The organism is Rahnella sp. PD4 (genome assembly GCF_049199325.1).
In the GTDB taxonomy this organism is placed as follows: Bacteria; Pseudomonadota; Gammaproteobacteria; order Enterobacterales; family Enterobacteriaceae; genus Rahnella; species Rahnella perminowiae.
Window position 1 is genome coordinate 340,258 of sequence record NZ_JBLZQF010000004.1, and the last position, 22,901, is coordinate 363,158.

Here is a 22,901-nt window from a genome sequence, read left to right on the forward strand (position 1 = left end):
AATACTTTTATTTTCAAGAGGAAAGCGACAGAGATAATGTGTCTCAAAAGTTTACAGAGATGAAAATAATTCAGTACAAAATCAGCGGGTTTAGTAAATACTCAACCTGATTTGCATTTCGACACAAAAAAATTCCCCAGCCTGCGCTCACTTTCTCGTTATTATCCTGTCCTACAGAAAAAGCACAGGCTTCGGCTTTACCGCTCATAAAACGGACTGGCGGCAGATCATCGAGGCTGGCATTAAGTTGATGGTTTTAACGGGATAATCTATGCGTCATTCTAAAATTGTTATGTTATCAGCCCTGGTTGTTTCATCGTTGTTACCCCTGGCTAACCCGGCATTTGCAGCGTCAAACTCCCATGAGATCAAATCGTTCTACGATGATTCCAAATTGTATTCTATCGGCGATCAGGTCCCTGCACTCTACCGCACCAAACCGTATGAAATCGTCGGCTGGCAGGAACGTCACCTGCCTGCTCCGGATGCAGGCAGCCACTGGACTTACATCGGCGGAAGTTATGCGCTGATCACCGACACCGACGGGAAGATCCTCAAAGCCGAAAACGGCGATATTTATTTCCAGTAAGAAGAAAGCCGGATAATGAACATGAGGCCTGAAGAGATTCAGGCCTTTTTTATTCAGATGTCCGCTGCGCTAATCTCACTTTCGAAAGTAATAAATAGCGGAAATATCAGTCAAATAAACATATCATTATGCGTGAACAGGGTGGGTTCATGCAGTGTTCAATGCCATATTGCCGGATGAACAACGCGAACTATCAAAATCAACAATGAGCATTTGGCTCTACTCTCTCCGGGGCTCCCATGAGCGACTCGCAGCAACGCCATTCCGTGCGCAAGCACCCCATGAAACTCAGCACGTCAGTCAGCCTGATGATAAGCGCCGTGATTGCGTCCGTGTTGCTGGTTGTCCATATGCTTTATTTTGTGCAGGTAAGCGACACCACCCGTGATGGCGTGAAAGATAAAGCTCTGGCCGTCGCCAGAACCATGGCTGATTTGCCCGAAACAAAACGCGCCCTCTTGCTGCCCCCTGACAGTAATATTATTCAGCCTATCGCCAGTGCGGTGCAAAAACGCAATGACCTGTTGTTTATCGTGGTCACTGACATGGACGGCATCCGTTACTCGCATCCGAATGCGGATGTGATCAGTCATCATTTTATCGGCGATGACATCAATCCGGCGCTGCTCGGCAACGAAAATGTCTCAATTAACAAAGGTACGCTGGACAAAGCATTGCGCGTATTCACGCCGGTTTATGATGATCACCATAAGCAAATCGGCGTAGTCGCCATTGGAATTTCACTGGTCAAAGTCACGGAGCAAATCAATAAAAGCCGCTGGAGTATTCTGTGGACAGTACTTTTTGGCCTGATAGTGGGTGCACTGGGCACTTACTGTCTGGTGAAATTGCTTAAACGCATTTTGTTCGGGCTTGAACCTTATGAAATTTCGACATTGTTTGAACAGCGTCAGGCGATGTTGCAGTCGATCAAGGAAGGCGTGATCGCCGTCGACGATCAGGCGCATGTCACGCTGATTAACCAGACGGCCCGGCAAACTTTCCGCGAAACCGCCATCGACGTGGAACCGGATGCGGATTCCCTGCCCCTTATCGCCAACCTGCGCGGTGTTCTCAATACCGGCATGCCGCGCCGTGACGAAGAAATCAATTTCAAGGGACGTCTGCTGCTGAGCAATACCGTACCGGTACGCAACAACGGCGTGATTATTGGCGCGATCTGTACGTTCAGGGATAAAACAGAAGTCAGCCAGTTGATGCAGCGTCTGAGCGGCATGGTAAACTATGCAGATTCGTTGCGTGAGCGTTCGCATGAATTCATGAACAAGTTGCATGTGATCCTCGGATTACTGCATATGAAAAGCTATGCTCAGCTTGAAGATTACATTCTCAAAACCGCCAATAACTATCAGGCGGAAATCGGTTCGCTGCTGCTGAAAATAAAGTCTCCGGTGATTGCCGGTTTCCTGCTCAGCAAGATTAACCGCGCATCGGACACACGGCATTTGTTAACGCTCAGCGATGACAGTTTACTGCCGGACAATAATAACGAAGATCAGGTGGCGGCACTGATTACCGTGCTGGGCAATCTGATTGAAAATGCGCTGGATGCGCTTGGCGATCAGTCTGATGGTGAAGTCAGCGTCTTGCTGCACTATCAGAATGGCTCGCTGGCCTGCATCGTCAGCGATGACGGGCCGGGCATTCAGCCGGAAAATATTGACGCAATATTCGAAAAGGGTGTGTCGTCGAAAGGCGAACAGCGGGGCATGGGGCTTTTTCTCGCTAAACAGCAAGTGGAAAGCCTTGGCGGAACGGTGACTGTAGAATCGGAACCCGATGTTTATACCCAATTTTTTGTACAACTTCCCTGGGATGGCAAGAGGACAAGTACTTGATCAATGTACTGATAGTTGATGATGATGCCATGGTGGCAGAGCTGAACCGGTGTTATGTCGGCCAGATTGACGGTTTCACATGCTGCGGCACTGCGTCGACCCTGCAACAGGCGAAAGATCTGGTGCTTAATTCAGCACTGCCTATCGACCTGATTTTGCTCGACGTCTATATGCAGCAGGATAACGGGCTGGATTTACTGCCTGAACTGCGTAACGCCCGCCGGCCTGTCGATGTGATTGTCATTTCTTCCGCTGCGGATGCAGAAACCATCAAAAAATCGCTTAATTATGGCGTGGTCGATTATCTGATTAAGCCGTTCCAGTTTTCCCGTTTTGAGGAAGCACTGACCGGCTGGCAGCAAAAGAAAACGCTGATGGATAATCAGCAGTATTACGAACAGTCAGACGTTGACCGGCTCATCCATGGCAGCAATCCTGCAGCGGCGGACACCAAAAAGCTGCCGAAAGGCTTAACGCTGCAAACATTACGGACGTTATGCCAGTGGATTGACGCCCATCCGACGATGGAATTCTCTACGGATGAACTGGCAACGTCAGTGAATATTTCGCGCGTGTCTTGCCGTAAATACCTGATCTGGCTTGCCCAGATGAACATTTTGTTCACCAGCATTCATTACGGCGTCACCGGCAGGCCGGTATATCGCTACCGTCTGCAGGCCGATCATTATTCGTTGCTGAAACAGTACTGTCAGTAATAATCAGCGGTCAGTAAGCGATGATACGGTAACTGTCATCCAGCGGCGTGAAGGTAAACTGCCGCTGCGATGGCAAAATAATCTGACCGTCACGGGTCACAAAAATCGCCTCGATGTGTGGGATTTTTGTCAGAGAAGCCAGGCTTTTCTCCACCCCCATTCCGTACAGCAATGTCGTCCAGATATCCCCGTCGATTGAGTCCTCAGAAATAATGGTGACGCTGAGCAGCTCGTTATCCAGCGGATAACCGGTTTTGGGATCAAGAATATGGTGATAACAGTGGCCGTCCAGTTCGAAATAACGCTCATAAACACCGGATGTCACCACCGATTTACCGATGACATTGATCACGCCAATCAGGGCATCCGGATCGGAAAAAGGTTTTTTCAGCCCAATCGCCCAGGCGCCTTCCGTACCGTCACCCAAGGTTTGCACATTACCCCCCAGATTGATTAAGGCATTATCAACCTGTTGTTCCCGCAGGTAATCCCGCACGACATCTGCGATATAACCTTTAGCAATTGCGCCGAGGTCGATCTCCATGCCGGTTTTTTGCAGGAAGACCGAACGGGTCTGTTCATCAAGGATCACGTCTTCAGGATCGGTCAGCGACAGCAGGGTCTGTAAATCATGCGCGGCCGGGATACTGTGACCGCTGAAACCGATTTTCCAGCGTTTAACCAGCGGGCCGATGGTGAAATTGAAACTGCTGTCCGGCAGACAACTGATGGTTTTAGCGCGACGGATTAATTCAAAAACAGGCGCGCTGACCGTGACAGGGTCACGTCCTGCGGCATGGTTAATCGCCATAATATCGGAGTGCGGACGGTTCACCGTGAAGATGTTTTCCTGCTGTTTAATCAGCCGGAAAACGCCAGACGCCAGAGTTTCGGCATGTTCAAACAGCTTGAGAAGAATGGGCGAACCCATCAAAACAGCGGAATAAGCATAGATACGATCGTCTGGCGTCATTGAAAATCCCTGGGTGATAATCGGTTACCGCATTGCGAATTTCGCGGCATTTTGCCCTGCAAGAATACCGAAGATAATGATATCTGCAACGGCATTCCCGCCGATACGGTTGCCACCGTGTATACCGCCGACCACTTCGCCCGCCGCAAATGCACCACCGATCGGCTGTTGTTGCGCATCAAGCACGCAAGTGTCAGTGTTGATAGTGACGCCGCCCATGGTGTGATGTACCCCCGGTGCGATACGGATAGCGTAGAACGGCCCCTGATTGATCGGGTGGCGCAGCGCGGTTTTACGGCCAAACTCTGCGTCGTCCTGTTTATCTACGGCGACGTTGTAGCTTTCCAGCGTTGCCAGGAAGGCATCTGAATTCATTTCCAGTTTCGCCGCCAGCTGGCGTGGTGACCCGGCGCTGATAACAAAACCCTTCGCGATGTATTCATCTGCCGCTTTGTTATTCATACGAATTTGCTCATCAAACACCACGTACGCGTATTTTTCCGGCAAGGCGATAATATTGGCTGAGACTTTGTCGCGGGTTTCCATCTCATTAAAGAAGCGTTTGCCCGCATGGCTGACCAGAATCGCACCGCCACCACGAATGGCTTCTGAAATCAGATAAGAAGTGGTTTGTTCCACTGTCGGGTGGATCTGAATTTCGCCCATATCAACCGTTCCTGCGCCAATATTTTGCAGGATGGCAATACCGCTGCCGGTCGCCCCTTTATGATTGGTGGTCACGAAACCGTCCAGCTCAGGACGATATTTCACCACCATTTCGCGGTTAGCACTAAAACCACCGGTCGCGACGATCACGCTTTTGGCATGAATCGTCAGCGCTTCGTTGTCATCATTGAGCAATTCAACACCTTGCACCGTGCCGTTGCTGTACTGTATTTCGGTAACAGAGGTATCAAGCATCACGTCGATATTGCGTTTATTCAGATTTTTCACCAGCCCGCTGATCAGGAAGCCACCCACGGCACTGCGGTCCGCCGGACGGTGCGTACGGTCGATGCTCATCCCGCCGGTGATGGTGATATCGCTCAGCTCAATGTGGTGATCGGCCAGCCATTCCACCGCCAGCGGTGCATGTTCGATGAACTCTTTCAGCAGCACGGTATTGTTTTTGAACTGGCCGCCTTTCAGGGTTTCCTGATAGAACAGCTCTTTGCTGTCTTCGATGCCTTTCAGACGCTGATAGCGGGTTTCGGCGGCGTTCATGCCCACCGAGGCTTTGATGGTGTTGCCGCCAATGGTCGACATTTTCTCAACGATCAGCACTTTCGCGCCTTCGTCACACGCCTGGATCGCTGCGGCCAGACCGGCACCGCCGCTGCCGACTACCACGACATCATAAGTTTGCGGCCCCGACACATCGCCGCCCTCTTCCAGCAGCTGTGCTTTGCAGGATTTAGCGATCGCTTTGGAAACCGCTTTTTTCACCGCTTCGCTCTGCTCGGTCGCCCCCGTGACGGCATCCACATGCGGGCTGTTGGCATCGAGAATACGGGTACGGATGATTTCAAAGCTGGTGGTAAATTCCACATCCGGGTCGGTGCCTGCTTCCAGCAAGATATCAGCAATACGATCAGTTTCCAGACTGACACTGACCGCCAGTTCATGAGCCGGATCCTGTACCTTTTCACGGAACACACCGGCTTTGAATTTCTTAGAGGACATGCTCATGTCGCGGATCATCGCGTCTACCAGAGAGAAACGCCATAACGGTTCCGGAATGGTGAGTGCTTCGCGTTGTGTGCTGTCGATGAACAAGTCCATTTTCTGATCGGCGGTAATACGGTCGGTCCAGTCCGGATACGCAATGCACGCTTTACCGATAGCGATCATGTCATAGCCATGTGCCAGCGCCAGATCAGCGTCGGATTTGTTGACGATCCCGCCGACACCCATCACCGGAATTTGTGCAAGCCGGTCTGAGCGCATCGCGATATATTTGTCGATCAATGGCGTCGCATCAGTGGTATCCACAATAGAAGGACGTAGCGAGTAACCGAGTGAGAAATGCAGGTAATCCAGCCCACGCGCGGCCAGCTGTTCCAGCAGATACAGGGTATCAGCAAAACGGATCCCTGGTTCTTCCAGCTCTTCTGGTGAGAAACGGTAGCCGATGATAAATGAAGAACTGGCGTATTTCTTCGCCATCGCATGAGTGATATCCAGCACCGCCAGCGGGAAGCGGGCGCGGTTTTCGCGGCTGCCACCCCATTTGTCGTCACGCTGGTTGGAGTTCGGCGAGAAGAATTGCTGGATCAGGTAAGTGTTCGCCCCGTGAATTTCCACACCATCAAAACCGGCTTCTATCGCACGACGCACACCTTCACCGAATTTGGTGATCATGTCGTCTACTTCATCTGCCGTCAGTGCCACCGGCGTGGCAGCGCCGTCACGCGGTGCCGCCAGCGCACTTGGCGCGACCGGTTGCTGACCACCAATCAGTTTGGGCTCGCTCATGCGTCCACCATGATAGATCTGCAAAAGCGCTTTCGAGCCCTGAGATTTCACCGCTGCGGCAATTTTTGCCAGGCCGTCAATCTTGCTGTCATTGTCTATACCAATAGCACCGGGGAATGCCAGGCCCTTATCATCGATAAAACAGCATTCGACAATCACAGTGCCAATACTGCCGGCGCGGGCCCGGTAGTATTCAACCAGTTCGCTGGTAACGGTGCCGTCATAAAAACCTGTGCAGGTGGTCATGGGAGCCATCAGAATACGGTTTTTCAACTCAGTACCATTGGGCAGGGTGAACGGGCTCAATAACAGATCGTTGGTGCTCATAATAATTACTCCAAACTTTAAGGTTTTAAATTCTGAATGGGTTGTCGGCGCGCTATTTGGGTTAAGCACAATGAAGTATCGATTTATTATTGATTGTTTTTCTTCAATGCCGGAGTCATCGCTTTAATATAAGTTTATTTTTACTTTCAAAACTTATTACATTAGTTAATTAACTATTTATGCATTAAGTTAATACCCGTTATATTAAAAATATGTTAACTGCTAAATTAAATAATTACATTAATGCAAACTATGATCTTATTTGTATTTAACTGCAGGGATTAATATTACATCTGCCGGGCTTTTTCTCTGCCACAGTAAAGCATTCGCCCGCAGCCAGGCGGCTGATGGTCGCACATTGAGGAGTATCCCGCTGTGAATGACTCTCATTTTGCTCTACCCCTTTTTTGCTTATCGCCCCCGCAAAAGATACTCCCGTCACACATTGTCCTGTAATTCATCAGGCAACGTCTGCACATTTGTTTTATGTCATTTAAAAAAGAATTCAGCACCGTATTTTGTTGATCAAGATCAACAGTTAAAAATAGGGAAAACGCATTATATAAACACTCCCTCCCTCTTAGGGGGAATATGAAACACCCGACAACAATAACAATAACAGGGCAATTAACACGCCAACTTTTAATAACTAGAAAAAATATTAAGTAAGTAAAAAAACCAGACAGAATCTTACCTATGCATCATCACAATATTCCTAACTACCTAAGATAAATATTATGAGCGAAATATCAAAAACTGCGGTGAAAGAGCCAGCGAAAAAAGCCGGGTCAGGCAAAAAAAATCGCTGGATCTTCTTGGCACTTCCCGTGCTGGTGTCCGTGCTCTTGCTGCTGGTTCCGGTGCCTGCCGGGCTTGAACCGTATGCGTGGCATTTCTTCGCCATCTTCGTGGGTGTCATTGTTGGTCTGATTTTCGAGCCATTACCGGGCGCCGTCATCGGTCTGACCGGTGTGGTGGTCATTGCCCTCTTCAGCCAGTGGTTACTTTTCAGCCCGGCTGAGCTGGCGGATCCTAAATTCAAAACCGCAGCACAGTCCTTCAAATGGGCAGTCAGTGGTTTTGGTAACTCCACCGTATGGTTAATCTTTGGCGCGTTCATGTTTGCCGCCGGTTACGATAAGACCCAGTTCGGCCGCCGTCTGGCGCTGATTCTGGTAAAATATCTTGGCCGCCGGAGCCTGACGCTGGGTTATGCCATCACGTTTGCTGACCTGTTACTGGCACCGTTTACACCCTCCAATACCGCGCGCAGCGGCGGCACGATCTACCCGATCATTGCTAACCTGCCGCCGTTGTATGGCTCGAAACCGAATGACCCGAGTGCGCGAAAAATCGGTTCTTATCTGATGTGGGTGGCGATCACCGCCGCGTGTATCACCAGTTCGATGTTCCTCTCCGCACTGGCACCTAACTTGCTGGCGCTGGGTATTGTGAATAGCGTGACCGGTATCAACATTTCCTGGGGCACCTGGTTCATTGCTTTCCTGCCGGTCGGTTTGCTGCTGCTGCTGACCATGCCGCTGCTGGCATACTGGTTCTACCCACCGGAAGTGAAAATCAATGATGAAGTGCCGCGCTGGGCAACCGCTGAGCTGGCAAAACTGGGCAGAATGTCCCGCCATGAAATTCTGTTGCTGGTGTTCGTCTGCTGCGCGCTGGCGATGTGGATTTTCGCGGCGAGCTTTATCGAACCCGCCATGGCTGCGCTGCTGGTCGTGGTACTGATGCTGTGGACCGGCGTGCTGAACTGGAACGACATTACCAGCAACAAACCCGCCTGGAATACCTTCGCCTGGTTCGCCACGTTGGTTGCACTGGCTGACGGTTTATCCCGCACCGGTTTTATCGCCTGGCTGGGCAAAGAAGGCGCGGCGCTGATGGGGGGGATTTCCCCGGGCGCAGCAACCATCGCCTTGTTGCTGGCGTTCTATCTGCTGCATTACCTTTTCGCCAGCACCACCGCGCACACCACCGCACTGTTACCCGCCATGCTGACCATCGGCGCGGCAATCCCTGGCATTAACATGCAGGTGTTCTGTTTGCTGATGGTGACATCTTTGGGCGTTATGGGGATCATCACGCCATACGGTACGGGTCCAAGCCCTATTTATTACGGCAGCGGTTATCTGCCAACCAAAGATTACTGGCGCCTCGGGACTATCTTTGGTGCCATCTTCCTGATCGCTTTACTGGTAATCGGCTATCCGTGGATGGTGATGATGTTCTGATTGTGGCGATAAAATCACCCACAAAGCATTAACAGAGCATTTACTGAAAGAAAACATATAAACCTCGTTGCCAGCCTGTGTATTTGGCTGGCAACATACAGAACGAATATAAACGTCGCCCGGAACACCTCTGCTATACCGCGTCAACAGTCCCACCCCTGGCGGCAAAAACGGAAAAAGTGAGAAAACAATGTCGAACAAACCGTTCTATTATCAAAATCCCTTCCCCGTTTCCAAAGATGACACCGAATACTATCTGCTGACCAAAGACCATGTCTCTGTCAGCAACTTCGATGGTGAAGAAGTGCTTAAAGTCGAACCACAGGCGCTCACGCTGCTGGCTCAGCAGGCGTTCCATGACGCCTCATTTATGCTCAGACCTGCGCATCAGCAACAAGTGGCTTCCATTCTTCATGACCCGGAATCCAGCGAAAACGACAAATACGTGGCGCTGCAATTCCTGAGAAACTCTGAAATCGCTGCCAAAGGCATTTTGCCGACCTGCCAGGACACCGGCACGGCGATCATCATGGGTAAAAAGGGTCAGCGCGTCTGGACCGGCGGCGGTGATGAAGCCAGCCTGTCTCAGGGGGTGTATAACACTTTTATCGAAGATAACCTGCGCTATTCACAAAATGCGGCGCTGGATATGTACAAAGAAGTGAACACCGGTACTAACCTGCCCGCGCAAATCGACCTTTACAGTGTTGACGGTGACGAATACAAATTCCTCTGCATCGCCAAAGGCGGCGGTTCTGCGAATAAAACTTATCTGTACCAGGAAACCAAAGCGCTGATCACCCCGGCTAAGCTGAAAAATTATCTGGTGGATAAAATGCGCACCCTCGGTACCGCAGCCTGCCCGCCGTACCACATCGCGTTTGTCATTGGTGGTACTTCTGCAGAAGCGACGCTGAAAACCGTCAAGCTGGCCTCAACGCATTATTACGATGGTCTGCCGACGGAAGGTAATGAACACGGTCAGGCATTCCGCGACGTGAACCTCGAACAGGAACTGCTGGCCGAAGCCAACAACCTGGGCCTCGGAGCACAGTTCGGTGGCAAATACTTTGCCCACGACATCCGCGTTGTGCGTCTGCCACGTCATGGCGCATCCTGCCCGGTCGGAATGGGCGTGTCTTGTTCCGCAGACCGTAATATCAAAGCCAAAATCAACCGCGACGGTATCTGGATCGAAAAACTGGAAGACAATCCGGGTCAGTACATTCCTGAAGCATTGCGTGAGCAAGGCGAAGCCGGTGTGGTGAAAGTCGATCTGAATCGTCCGATGCCTGAAATCCTGGCGCAGCTTTCTGAATATCCGGTGTCTACCCGTTTGTCCCTGAGCGGTACGATTATCGTCGGTCGTGATATTGCACATGCCAAACTGAAAGAACGTCTGGATAATGGCGAAGGTTTGCCGCAATACATCAAAGATCATCCGATCTACTACGCCGGCCCGGCGAAAACCCCGGAAGGTTATGCCTCCGGTTCCCTCGGCCCGACCACCGCTGGCCGCATGGATTCTTACGTGGATCTTCTGCAATCCCATGGCGGCAGCATGATCATGCTGGCAAAAGGCAACCGCAGCCAGCAGGTGACCGATGCGTGCCATAAACATGGCGGCTTCTATCTGGGCAGCATCGGCGGCCCGGCAGCGGTTCTGGCGCAGCAAAGCATCAAAAGCCTGGAGTGCGTTGAATATCCTGAACTGGGTATGGAAGCTATCTGGAAAATCGAAGTCGAAAACTTCCCGGCGTTCATTCTGGTGGATGACAAAGGCAACGATTTCTTCCAGCAAATCCATGCAAGTACGTGTGCGAAATGTGTGAAGTAACTGCCTCCTGAAAGACACAAGGCCCGCCAGCAATGGCGGGCCTTTTTTATGGATAACGCTTCGGGCCATCAGCGTATTACGACATCATGTAAATTATTATCCCTTCCGTCACAATCCCCAGCGCGGTGCCGGCAAGTATTGAGGAGGACGCAGATTCCACATACGTATCGCTGCGCACAGCGAACATACCGGCGGCAATAGCAGACGGCGTTGCGCCGATGATCACCACCTGCTGCATCAGCGTATGGCTCAACCCAAATGCCAGGCCGGCAACCGCCATAATCGCCGGCTGGATCAGGTTTTTCAGGCCGACATTGGTGAACGTATGAATATTCAGCTTCGGACGCTCGCCGAAGAAGAGTAATCCCAGCGCAAACAGCGAAATTCCGCCAGCGGTTTTCCCCATCATTTCAACGGAGGAAGACAGTAACTCCGGGAGTTTAATGCCCGCCAGACTCATCACGACACCCAACACGGGGATCCAGACAATCGGATTGCGCAATGCCTTGAATAAATTATTGAGAATCATTTTGCCGAGGCTGCCCTGTTCGGCCAGATCACTGTTTTTGTCCCCCATGCGGATCAGCACAATCGTCAGCGGGATCATCAGTACGCTGGTGATCAGATTCCCGACCAGTACCCCCAGAAAACCTTCCGGCCCGATAAGTACAGCCAGCACAGGCGCGCCAAAGTAAGCCATATCCGGGAATGCGCATACCAGCGACTGAATGGCGCTGGTTTTGATGTCATGACGGAAAAACCAGTGCGAGATGCACAGCGTCAGAAGATAGGATCCCATCAGGCCGATGACTAATACTGCCATAAACGACAAATTCTGTATTTTGGCAGGATCCGTATGTAATGCACCGATAAAAAGATGTAATGGCAGTGCAAAACGGATCACGACCGTGGCTAATACTGTAGCATCGTCACGTTTCATATAACCCAGCTTGCCGCTGAGCCAGCCTAATACCATAACAAACACTAAAGGAAATAATGAGGATAAGAGTAACGTCGGCATAATATGACCTTTTTTCTTTATTATTGTTGATGTGATAACTTCATGATGAAAATAGCGCTTAGTTATATTATTTACAGCCAGTCACTATTGTGACCCGCATCACACCCGTCTCGCGATCGGCAATAACAATAATTAATTAACCATAAAAGCATTAAAATACAAATGGTTAACTAAAAATAAATAATTTAACTTAAATAATAAAAAGATATTCAGGCATTTAGAACCATCCGGAAATATTTAAAAACATTATGCAGGAATTAATAAATAAGAAAGTATTAAAACACTTTTGTAAATTAAGTAACCGGAATCAAAATCCTTGTCATGTTATAAAAAATAAAACAATAATTATTTATCCGCATCAGGCAGCTATGGCCATTACCTTTTTAATATTTATGCTGGTTTTGCTGGTTATAAGATTTTACTGTGAGGGGATCCGGCAACAGAAAATAACATGCCGGGAATTAACTGAGTTCAAATGTTCTAAGGCTTAAAAATGTTAAAAAAACGCCCGCTCTACACCCACTACACAGGTTCATTGTTACTCGAAAATCCGCTGCTCAACAAAGGTTCCGCCTTCAGCCGTGATGAACGTCTGGCACTTAATCTCAACGGGCTGTTGCCCAATCAGGTCGAAACCATCAGCGAACAGACCGACCGGGCATATTCCCAGTTTTGTGATTTTAAACGCGATATTTCCAGGCACGTTTATCTGCGTAATATCCAGGATACTAATGAAACATTGTTCTATAACCTGGTGAATTCACATCTGGAAGAAATGCTGCCGATTATCTACACCCCGACGGTCGGCGAAGCCTGTGAGCACTTTTCAGATATCTACCGCCGCGCGCGGGGTCTGTTCATCTCTTACCCTGACCGCGCTCATATCGACGAAATGCTGCAAAATTTCTCCAAAAACGACATCCGGGTGATCGTCGTCACTGACGGTGAGCGTATCCTTGGACTGGGCGATCAGGGGATTGGCGGTATGGGGATCCCTATCGGCAAGCTTTCGCTTTACACTTCCTGTGGGGGCATCAACCCGGCAAATACACTGCCAATCATGCTTGATGTCGGGACCAATAACGCCCGGCGACTCGATGACCCGCTGTACATGGGCTGGCGCCATCCGCGTATTACCGACGGCGAATATAATGAATTTATAGATATGTTCATTCAGGCGATAAAGACCCGTTGGCCGGATGTGCTCCTCCAGTTCGAAGACTTCGCACAGACCAATGCCATGCCACTTCTGGAGCGCTACCGTGAGGAGTTGTGCTGTTTCAATGATGATATTCAAGGCACCGCCGCGGTCACGCTGGGCTGTCTGATTGCTGCCAGTCATGCCGCAGGCACCCAACTGCGTGATCACCGTGTGACCTTCCTTGGCGCAGGCTCTGCCGGTTGCGGTATCGCTGAGAAAATCATCGCACAGATGGTGGCAGAGGGGGCGACAGAAGACGAAGCGCGTAGCCAGGTTTTCATGGTGGATCGCTTTGGCCTGCTGACAGATGACATGCCGAATTTGCTCGATTTTCAGCGCAAACTGGTGACAGATAAAGATAAAATCACTCACTGGAATGTGGATAGCCAGAATATCTCGTTGCAGGACGTGGTGCACCATTCCAAACCGACCATTCTGATTGGCGTGTCCGGGCAACCGGGATTATTTACCGAAGAGATTATCCGTGAGATGCACCACAACTGCCCTCACCCTATCATCATGCCGCTCTCGAACCCGACTTCCCGCGCAGAAGCACGGCCACAGGATGTCATCGCCTGGACTGAAGGTGCCGCGCTGATGGCGACAGGCAGTCCGTTCGCACCGGTACATTATCAGGATCACACTTACCCGATCCCGCAATGCAACAACGCTTACATTTTCCCGGGGCTGGGATTAGGCATTCTGGCTTGTGGAGCACGCCGTGTGACCGATGGCATGTTGCTGGCCGCCAGTCAGGCTCTGGCCAGCCTTTCTCCGCTGGCGACGACAGGCAAAGGCTCATTATTACCGGCTATTGCCGATATTCAGCATGTGTCTAAAGTCATTGCCGCAGAAGTTGCCCGCGTCGCACAACAGGAAGGCGTGGCGGCGAACGTTACAGAGGAGGAATTACAAAGCCGTCTTAATGCCGAGTTCTGGAAACCGGAATACCGGTCTTATAAGCATTCGTCATTCTGATGTATGTGTGGCCGGTATCTCCATGCCGGCCTGTTTCGTAATGACACCGTTAAAGTTCCGCTTTTCCCGGATTATCGAAACCTACACGCCCGACAAACGGCAAACGCAGTGCCGGATCCTTCACATCAATACCTAAATTCAATCCTAACACATTGATTTCAAGTCCCTCTTCCACACCGAGCGTCACGCCCAATACCCCCAGTAAAGAGACCTGCACGCCGCGCCCCGATGGCGGTAAACCGATCGGATTCGTGATCCCGCGGTAATCTTTGCCGATCGCATTGGAAGGAAGATCAAGCGCCAGCTCCGGCACTACGCGCCCGATGTGCGCCATAAAGGTATTGCTGTTTGGGCCCGGCCACGCATGATAGGTATGCGGATACGGATAGCTTTTGATTGCCGCTTCTATTTTTGGGATCATCATTTGCGCCTGCGCACCACGGTGATCAACCAGTATGCGTGGCTGCGAGCCAAACCAATATCCGTCTGCAATCGCGTAATTTCGGCGCACTACGTCAGTGCTGCCCCAGCTGATTACGTCATAGCGGGTAAATTCCGTCTCCCCTTCACGTTTATAAATTATCCACGGATGAACCGCCACCAGCCCGCGCCAGCCATAGGTCGGTGCGGCATAAACCTGGATAATGGCGATGTTTTTGAGTCTGGCGGGATCCGGTGCAATACCGGCCGAAGTGCGTCGTGCCGTTGACCAGCTCTGTCCGGCGGGTTCTGCCCGGGTTTGTGTCGCTTTGGCGTAGCTGTATCCGAAAGATAGCAATAAAACCAAGACAAACCCGAAACTTACCCATTTTATGGCGATCATACTTTTATTCACCTTTGACATGAGTTCGGAAGTTCACAACTACACAACTGATTTACAGGACAACTTATATGTCCGAAGACACGCCGTAGCTGAAAGAATTATTTGTACCTCATTAATTCCCCCCTGTCGTGCTGTCATTCGTTGTAAAGGCATCGGTTTAAGCCAGACTCCGGCAAGGCGTGACAAATTTATCCATTAAGCCACGTTATGTAATCCGGGCAAAATCAGACTCCAGCCCATTGTTGCACCCGTTATGCTGGCTCATACTGCCTGCAATACCGAAGAGATTTCGCGCATTAAATGGAAACAATAAATTCACATTAACGCATTGATTATTAAAGGATGAATATGACTGACTCTAAGAAGGCATTAATCATCGGCGCATCACGCGGTATCGGTCTGGGTGTGGTCGAGGTCCTCGCAAAACGCGGCTGGCAGGTGACCGCCACCACGCGTGATGCCGTTCCGGCCAAAACCCCGGCGTCTGTTGAATGGGTAAAACTGGATATTAATAAATCCGAAGCACGACAGGCGGTGAAAGACGCACTTTCAGACAGCCATTTTGATTTGATTTTTGTGAATGCAGGCATCTTTGGTCCGGATCATCAGCATATTCATCAGGCCAGCGATGAAGAAATTATTCAGCTGTTTTTGACTAATGCTATTTCCCCGGTCCGTTGCGCCGGTGAATTACTGCCTTTCCTGAACCACCGCACCGGTGTTCTGGCGCTGATGACCTCTGAACTGTCGAGCCTCAATGAAAATGAAGCGGCGACTTATCCGCTTTATTCCGCCAGTAAAGCCGCACTGAATATGCTGACCCGCGGGTTGTATCAACAGATCGAAAAACAAGAACTGACTCTGCTTTCCGTGCATCCGGGCTGGGTACAGACCGATATGGGCGGTGAAAATGCCACACTGACCATCACTGAAAGTGCCACCGGCATTGTCGATCAGTTCGAAGCCTGGCGCGGCAAAGGCGGCCATCATTTTGTTGAGTATTCAGGCCGTGAATTGCGCTGGTAAAAAGGGTTTGAGCTGACAAACGGCTTGATCGGTTTTTGTGTTAATGCCACCATTAGGAAATAAACGCTTCCTAATGGTGGTTTTTTTATGACATCTTCCTGCCCGAAGGATCGCGGTCGTCCACGTGAATTCGACACTGAACTTGCACTGGATAACGCCATGACGGTGTTTCGTGAAAAAGGCTTTCATGCGGCATCCATCAGTGATCTGAGTCAGGCCATGAATCTCACTGCAGGCAGCATTTACAAAGCCTTCAGCGATAAGCGCACCCTGTTTCTCACTGTATTTGAACGCTACACCTCGCTGCGCAATACACAGTTACGCCAGCAAATTGAGCGTGTCGCCACCGGCCGTGAATGCATTGCCGAGGTGCTGCGCTTTTACCTGCGTTCTTCCCATGAAATTGAAGGCCGTCGCGGATGTCTGGTTGTCGGCAGTACCGTCGGATTACTCACGCTGGATGAAGAACTCGCCACACTGGTGCGTCAGGCCATTATGCGCAACAAATTGTTCCTGGCCTCCCTCATTGAACGGGGCCAGCAGGACGGTTCTGTCCCGCCGGGCATTGATGCGCAGGCCGCCTCGTCCCTGATGTTATGGATCGTTTTAGGCATGCGTGTCGCCGGTAAAGTTGAAAACAATGAAGCCAGCGAAGCTACGCTGAAACTGGCACTAAAAATCCTCGATTAAAAATTTTTTCCCATTTAGGAATCAATCATTTCCTAATTATATTTTTAATCCACTGACGTTAAGGAAACTTATTATGACTGATATCGTCCCGTCCGCGGTGATAACTGCCGCGCCTTTTGCTGCCGCTGACCCTGCCCTTTCCGGTTTTACGCATCGTTACGCCACCGTCGACGGTGTACGGCTGCATTATGTCAGCGGCGGAAATCCGGAAGGCAAAGTATTGTTGCTCCTGGCGGGTTTTCCACAAACCTGGTACGCGTGGCGCAATGTGATGAAATCGCTCGCAAAAGATTACTGGCTGGTGGCACCGGACCTGCCCGGACAGGGCGATTCGGACCGGCCGCAGACCGGTTACGACACACGCAGCCTGGCGCAGAAAACCCACGGATTAATGCAGCTTCTCGGTCACAAGCATTATTCGCTGGCAGCACATGATGTCGGTGCGTGGGTGGCGTATCCCTATGCCGCGATGTATGGCGGGGAAGTACAGCGGCTTGCACTGCTGGACGCAGGGATCCCCGGGATCACGTTGCCGGACGCGCTGCCCGTCACACCTGAAAAATCGTGGAAAACCTGGCATTTTGCTTTCCACACATTGCCTGATCTGCCTGAAGCGCTGATCGCCGGTAATGAACGGGTGTATCTCGACTGGTTTTTACGCCGTAAAACTGCCGCGCCGGATGCTTTTACTGACGACGATATCAGCGAATATCTGCGCACGTTCCTGAAAAGTGGCGGCCTGCGTGCCGGACTGGCGTATTACCGGTCAGTCACAGAATCGGCTGAACAGAACCGCGAACTGAACCGTCACGGAAAATTAAAAATGCCGGTACTGACGGTCAGCGCCGACCAGGGGTCAATCCCGGACATGGCGATTCCCCTGCGCGCTTTCGCCGAAAATGTAACCGGCATCATCATCCCTCACAGCGGCCATTTCATTGCAGAAGAACAGCCGGGAGTTTTAGCGCGCGAATTGCATAGTTTCTTCACAATGTGAGATGAAGATTTGCTGAATTTTTTGTGATAAATATACAACTCAGATTGTTTGTTAATTATTTGTTCATAAAATAATTGCCGGGCTAACGAGTCGTTACCGACCGCAGACACGGCATCTTTCATATTCAGGGATTTGTCATGTCTGCTTCTTCCGTTAATTCGGATTCGCTGTTACAGCACCGTTCATTTGTGGCTTTCTGGATTGCCCGTGCCGCATCCAGCTTTGGTTTTCAGATGCTCTCCATTGTGGTGAGCTGGCAGATTTACTCGATCACCGGCCGCGCATTTGATCTCGGGCTGATCGGACTGGTGCAATTTTTACCCTCCGTTGCGCTGGCGCTGGTCGCCGGTCACGTGGCTGATCAGTTTGACCGCCGCCGCGTGGTGCTGCTCGGGCAAATCGCCGAATGGGTAGCGATTGGTGCACTGGCCTATCTGACACTGACGCATCATGTCAATGAAGTGATCGTGCTCAGCCTGATTTTTGTGATTTCCACCGCTAAAGCCATGGAAGCTCCGTCCTTGCAGTCGATGTTACCCGCACTGGTGCCACCGAATTTGCTGGCCCGCGCCATGGCCGCCACCAGCGTTTCCGGACAAGCTGCGTCGATGGTCGGCCCGGCACTCGGCGGCTTTTTGTATGTTGCGGGAGCGGGCGTGGCCTATAGCGTATGCGCCTGCCTGTACCTGTTATCTATCATGATGGTCAGCCGTTTACGCTATGAACAGGCTCCGCCGCGCCGTGTTCCGGCAACCTTCAAAACGTTGTTTGCGGGCATTGGCTTTATCCGCGCCCGACCGGATGTGCTGGGTGTGATTTCGCTCGATCTGTTCGCCGTTTTACTCGGTGGCGCAACAGCCCTGCTGCCAATTTTCGCTCACGACATTCTGCATACCGGTCCGTGGGGATTAGGCCTATTGCGCGGCGCACCGGCGGTCGGCGGTTTGATCGTCGGGTTCTGGCTAAGCCACCGCGCACTCAACCGTAATGTCGGGAAGATTATGTTCGCTGCGGTTGCAGGGTTTGGTGCCGCCACGCTGATCTTTGCGTTTTCCACCTCGCTCTGGTTATCAATGCTTGCACTGTTCGCTCTCGGCGGTTTCGACATGATCAGCATGGTGATCCGCGGCGCCCTGGTGCAGCTCGACACACCGGACGACATGCGCGGGCGCGTCAGTGCGGTGAATTCCATCTTCATCAATACCTCAAATCAACTCGGTGAATTTGAATCCGGTCTGCTGGCTGCCTGGGCAGGCGCGGTTCCCGCCGCAGCCATTGGCGGTATCGGCACGCTGATCGTGGTCGGATTGTGGATGACGTGGTTCCCGGGCCTGCGTCAACGGCAGAAACTGGAAAATGAGGTGCTCACACCGTAAACGCGGTGCGGGATTGTCAAAACTGGAATAATTCGATAATTCTCAATATAATCAGCTTATTCATTCATCAACGTTATATAAGGAGGATTGCCATGCTGACCCGTGAAGTTTTTTTAATTTCACTCGTTCTTAGCGATCGTCATTGCTCAGGCATTTCCGGCACCTTGCTGCGATAACCGGCTTGAGCGAAGCTAACTGACACCCTGAGTACTTCCCTCCGGCTTACCGGTTATCGTCCGCTTTTTTGACGATAGGCACTTTTGTGCCTGAAAACCTGAGTAAGCATCATGACAACTTTATTATCTGCACAATCTTTATCTTTTGATAATGCCTTTGGCCCGTTGCTGGCTGACATTTCCTTTGGCCTGAAAAAAGGCGACCGCATAGGTCTCATCGGCCATAACGGCTGCGGTAAAAGCACCCTACTGAAAATTCTCAGCGGCGAACTGGCGGCCTCCTCCGGCACTTCGACGCTGGCGAATCATTGCCTGATGGCGCGCGTCGAACAACAACTTCCTGCCGGACTCAATGACTGCACCCTGCTGGAATCGGTGCTTGATCATCTCCCCGGCGGCTTGCATCAGCCTGAAGTCTGGCAGGCGCAGGTGCTGCTTTCGAATCTTGGTTTTGACGAGAATGCCTGGGAACTGACGGCGGGCACGCTCAGCGGCGGCCAGCATACCCGACTGTTGCTGGCGAGGGCACTGATCCGCCAGCCAGATTTACTGCTGCTTGATGAACCGAGTAATCATCTGGATTTGCCGACATTACTGTGGCTGGAACAGTTTCTGAAAAACTGGACGGGCAGCTTCGTTCTGGTATCCCATGACCGCAGCCTGCTGGACAGCGTAACCAACGCCACCTGGATCCTGCGCGATAAAACGCTGCAATTTATCCGCCTGCCCTGTACTAAGGCACGACAGGCGCTGGAAGAAAAAGACATGGCAGACGCGCTGCGCCGCAAGGCCGAACAAAAGGAAATTGACCGTGTGACGCTCAGCGCCAAACGTCTGGCTATATGGGGCAGCGTTTACGACAACGAAGGGCTGGCGCGTAAAGCCAAGCAAATGGAAAAACATGTGGTGCGCATGAAGGAAGATCAGACCGATGTCACCGCAGGCAGTCAGTGGAAACTGCGACTGACCGGAGAGGTGCTGGCGGCGGATCGCGTGCTGGCACTTTCTGACTTGCTGGTGCGGCCGGCAGCTGATGCACCCGCGCTGTTTACTCTTGACGAAATGCGGGTAAAAAGTGGCGACCGCATCGCGCTGGTCGGGCGTAACGGCTGCGGTAAATCATCCCTTCTGCACAGCGTATGGCAGGCTTTTATTCACCCGGAAACCGCAGCCAGTGGTGTGGTTTTCCACCCGCGTGTACGGATAGGGTATTACGATCAAAACCAGCATCAGTTGCAGGATAACGATTCGCTTTCTGCTGCACTGGCACGTTTCGCGCCGCTGACCGAAGAACAGCGAAAAATGGCGCTGATCGGGGCGGGATTTCCGTATATCCGTCATCAGCAAAAAGTGAGCACACTTAGCGGTGGCGAACGGTCACGTCTGCTATTTATCGGCCTGACGCTGGCAAACTATTCCCTTTTGTTACTTGATGAGCCGACCAATCATCTCGATCTGGAAGGCAAAGAGGAACTGGCAGAAACGCTGAAAACCTTCAGCGGTGCAGTGCTGATGGTTTCCCATGACAGGACGTTGATCGAGCAAAGTTGTAACCGCTTCTGGCTGATAGATCAGCAGCGTCTGGAAGAATGGCATTCACCCGCACCGGTGTATGCCATCCTGGCGGGCAGCGCTCCGCCTGCCCACACGCCGGTGTCTGAGGTTATGCGGGCAGACGTGGCGATTCAGGATGCAGAAGAGGAACAACTGCTGACGCGACTGACGGATCTGGAAAATAAACTGGAAAATGACCTGGCGCGAAAGCCAAAGCACCAGAAACCGGAACTGCAACGCCAGTGGCAACAACAGATTGCTGAACTGAATGCGTTGCTGGATCTGCTTTAAAGACCTATGTTAAGCAACAGAATATTTATTTTTACTGACACAATGCATACCTGTTCCTGCCGGAGATATTATGTTTAACGTTTTACGTGCTGAACCTAAAACCACTTTCGAATACGGTCCGTTCCGCATCCGCCGTATGCGTCCCGGGAAAATAGTGCCAGAAAATAGCGATGAGGCGTTCGGGCCGCTAAGTGTTATCGATCATGCCAATCTGGAACTGGGTACGCTGGTGAAAATGCATGAGCATACCAACGATGAAATTTTCAGCTATATGTGGCGCGGGTCGATGGTACATGAAGATTCTGCCGGTCATCGTGTCTCGCTTTCGCCGAAAAAACTGATGATGATGAATGCCGGAGAAAGCTTCTGGCATGAGGAATCCACGCCGCTGGTACCGGCTGAAATGTTGCAGATTTTTATTCGTCCGCGCAAGGCAGACCTCGAAGGCCGCGTGCAGTTTATGGAGCGCCCGGACGGCGTTAAGCAAAACGAATGGACGCTGCTGGCCGCGCCGGAAGGGATTGAATCTCCGCTTGAAATCCGACAGGCGGTCTATATTTATGATATCCGTATGGATGAGAACAGTACCACGGAGATTCCGGCACATGCGGGATTTGCACAATGGTTGTATGTCATGGATGGCGAAATCAGCATTGCGGACGTCAGTCTGTCAAAAGGTGATGCGATCAGCGATGAGGAAAGTGCGTTGCCTGCCGCCTCGGCAAAACGAGAGACTACCCTGGTCTGTTTCCTCGTTTGTCTGGGTGCGGAAGCCATTCTGGAAGGGGCAATCAGCGGGAAGTAAAGAAATCTGATACTTAAAATGTAAAAGCCCCAGTCGTTAAACCGGGGCTTTTAAGGTACTACCAAATTAATATTTAACATTCATCAACTTAATTGCATATTACAACTTCTAAAGATGCACATATTTTCACAGGATATATTTTGAAGCCAGGTAACGCTATCCTCCTATAATTTTGTGGAATAACATCGATATCCTGTTCATTTCATCCATACCGGTTTTCAGTCGGGATAAATGAGTACATCACCCTCGCGATATATACTCTTTGATGCGTGACCTTACTTTCGTCGCGACATTCTCGATTTCAGACTTAATGTACCCAAATCGCGAACATTACTCTGACTAACAAGGCGTTACATCATCGCGTTTTCTTCCACATCATGCGATCGTACAGCTGTACTGCGTGGCCTTAAAGCATCATCTCACGGATTTTAATTAAATCCGGTATTGAATCACCCAAACTAAAATACTTCGTGGCCTTTATCGCATCTCGTTACTGGCAAGTTTATCAACTTGCTAAATGCACCGCGAAATAAAATTTTCATTCCATTTCTCTCTGGTGCTGAGTTCTAATTTACTCGCTAAAAATCGTCTGTCAACCCTGTATTTACGAACAGGTTTTTTAAGACGTGCCATATAAGAAAACATAATGCAATCTGTGACCTATACCAAAGATTTTGATGAGGCATGCAACCAAAAAGTCGAATTTAAATAATCTCGTGTAAACATCTACCGCCCTCCCCGGCATGCTGACCGCCATATCATCCACCTTGTATCAGTAAACTAGTTCAACAGTGTACTTCTCCCTGTAAATCCACTATATTGCTGCGCTCAGGGCCTTAATCGCAGCACAAATGCGCGATATTCGGTCACTTTTCATACCACATCTTTTACAGCAATTCATTTGACGAATCGTGATAAAAGCCACGCGAGGATACGCA

General features: G+C 50.8%; 16 protein-coding genes. 12 read left to right on the forward strand and 4 right to left on the reverse strand.

What is annotated here, in order from left to right:
• Positions 1-271: 271 nt before the first annotated feature.
• From ACOZIO_RS13315 to dcuR, 3 genes are all read left to right on the forward strand, one after another.
• The gene (locus ACOZIO_RS13315; RefSeq protein WP_129953597.1) at positions 272-589 is read left to right on the forward strand and encodes an RcnB family protein; all 318 of its coding nucleotides are present in this window, start codon (positions 272-274) and stop codon (positions 587-589) included.
• Between the two features lie 239 nt (positions 590-828).
• Positions 829-2,448 carry a sensor histidine kinase gene (locus ACOZIO_RS13320; RefSeq protein WP_129990991.1) on the forward strand — a complete coding sequence of 540 codons (1,620 nt, stop codon included), beginning with the start codon at positions 829-831 and terminating at the stop codon, positions 2,446-2,448.
• Complete coding sequence (gene dcuR, locus ACOZIO_RS13325; RefSeq protein WP_129953599.1) at positions 2,445-3,164, forward strand: two-component system response regulator DcuR; 720 nt, start codon at positions 2,445-2,447, stop codon at positions 3,162-3,164. The genes ACOZIO_RS13320 and dcuR overlap by 4 nt, the downstream gene beginning before the upstream one ends.
• 10 nt (positions 3,165-3,174) lie before the next feature.
• Here the strand turns inward: dcuR and ACOZIO_RS13330 are convergent, their stop codons facing one another.
• Positions 3,175-4,137: an FAD:protein FMN transferase gene (locus tag ACOZIO_RS13330; RefSeq protein WP_129990990.1), complete on the reverse strand. Its 963-nt coding sequence runs from the start codon at positions 4,135-4,137 to the stop codon at positions 3,175-3,177.
• A gap of 24 nt (positions 4,138-4,161) precedes the next feature.
• A complete protein-coding gene (locus ACOZIO_RS13335) occupies positions 4,162-6,939 on the reverse strand; it encodes a flavocytochrome c (protein WP_421595379.1) in 2,778 nt (925 codons plus the stop codon).
• 737 nt (positions 6,940-7,676) lie between these two features.
• On the opposite strand from ACOZIO_RS13335, the gene ACOZIO_RS13340 reads away from it, so the two are divergent.
• Positions 7,677-9,188, forward strand: a complete 1,512-nt coding sequence (locus ACOZIO_RS13340; protein ID WP_129953602.1) for an anion permease — start codon at positions 7,677-7,679, stop codon at positions 9,186-9,188.
• Between the two features lie 190 nt (positions 9,189-9,378).
• A complete protein-coding gene (fumA, locus tag ACOZIO_RS13345; protein ID WP_129953603.1) occupies positions 9,379-11,025 on the forward strand; it encodes a class I fumarate hydratase FumA in 1,647 nt (548 codons plus the stop codon).
• A 76-nt stretch (positions 11,026-11,101) separates the two neighbouring features.
• On the opposite strand, the gene ACOZIO_RS13350 is transcribed toward fumA, so the two are convergent.
• Complete coding sequence (locus ACOZIO_RS13350) at positions 11,102-12,046, reverse strand: AEC family transporter (protein WP_129953604.1); 945 nt, start codon at positions 12,044-12,046, stop codon at positions 11,102-11,104.
• Between the two features lie 493 nt (positions 12,047-12,539).
• Between ACOZIO_RS13350 and ACOZIO_RS13355 the strand changes: the two genes are divergently transcribed.
• Complete coding sequence (locus ACOZIO_RS13355) at positions 12,540-14,225, forward strand: NAD-dependent malic enzyme (protein ID WP_129953605.1); 1,686 nt, start codon at positions 12,540-12,542, stop codon at positions 14,223-14,225.
• A 49-nt stretch (positions 14,226-14,274) separates the two neighbouring features.
• Here ACOZIO_RS13355 and ACOZIO_RS13360 read toward each other — a convergent pair whose 3' ends face one another.
• Positions 14,275-15,048 carry a DUF3750 domain-containing protein gene (locus tag ACOZIO_RS13360; protein WP_129953606.1) on the reverse strand — a complete coding sequence of 258 codons (774 nt, stop codon included), beginning with the start codon at positions 15,046-15,048 and terminating at the stop codon, positions 14,275-14,277.
• 348 nt (positions 15,049-15,396) lie between these two features.
• On the opposite strand from ACOZIO_RS13360, the gene ACOZIO_RS13365 reads away from it, so the two are divergent.
• The 6 genes from ACOZIO_RS13365 (at position 15,397) to ACOZIO_RS13390 (ending at position 21,963) form a co-directional block, all read left to right on the forward strand.
• Positions 15,397-16,074, forward strand: a complete 678-nt coding sequence (locus tag ACOZIO_RS13365; protein ID WP_129953607.1) for an SDR family oxidoreductase — start codon at positions 15,397-15,399, stop codon at positions 16,072-16,074.
• Between the two features lie 87 nt (positions 16,075-16,161).
• Complete coding sequence (locus ACOZIO_RS13370) at positions 16,162-16,764, forward strand: TetR/AcrR family transcriptional regulator (protein WP_129953608.1); 603 nt, start codon at positions 16,162-16,164, stop codon at positions 16,762-16,764.
• Positions 16,765-16,837: 73 nt separating this feature from the next.
• Positions 16,838-17,761, forward strand: coding sequence for an alpha/beta fold hydrolase (locus ACOZIO_RS13375; protein WP_421595380.1), 924 nt, complete (start codon positions 16,838-16,840; stop codon positions 17,759-17,761).
• A gap of 137 nt (positions 17,762-17,898) precedes the next feature.
• A complete protein-coding gene (locus tag ACOZIO_RS13380) occupies positions 17,899-19,137 on the forward strand; it encodes an MFS transporter (RefSeq protein ID WP_421595381.1) in 1,239 nt (412 codons plus the stop codon).
• A gap of 287 nt (positions 19,138-19,424) precedes the next feature.
• A complete protein-coding gene (locus tag ACOZIO_RS13385) occupies positions 19,425-21,158 on the forward strand; it encodes an ABC-F family ATP-binding cassette domain-containing protein (protein ID WP_421595382.1) in 1,734 nt (577 codons plus the stop codon).
• Between the two features lie 70 nt (positions 21,159-21,228).
• Entirely contained in the window at positions 21,229-21,963 is a 735-nt protein-coding gene (locus ACOZIO_RS13390; RefSeq protein WP_129953612.1) for a pirin family protein, read from the forward strand.
• Positions 21,964-22,901 lie beyond the last annotated feature (938 nt).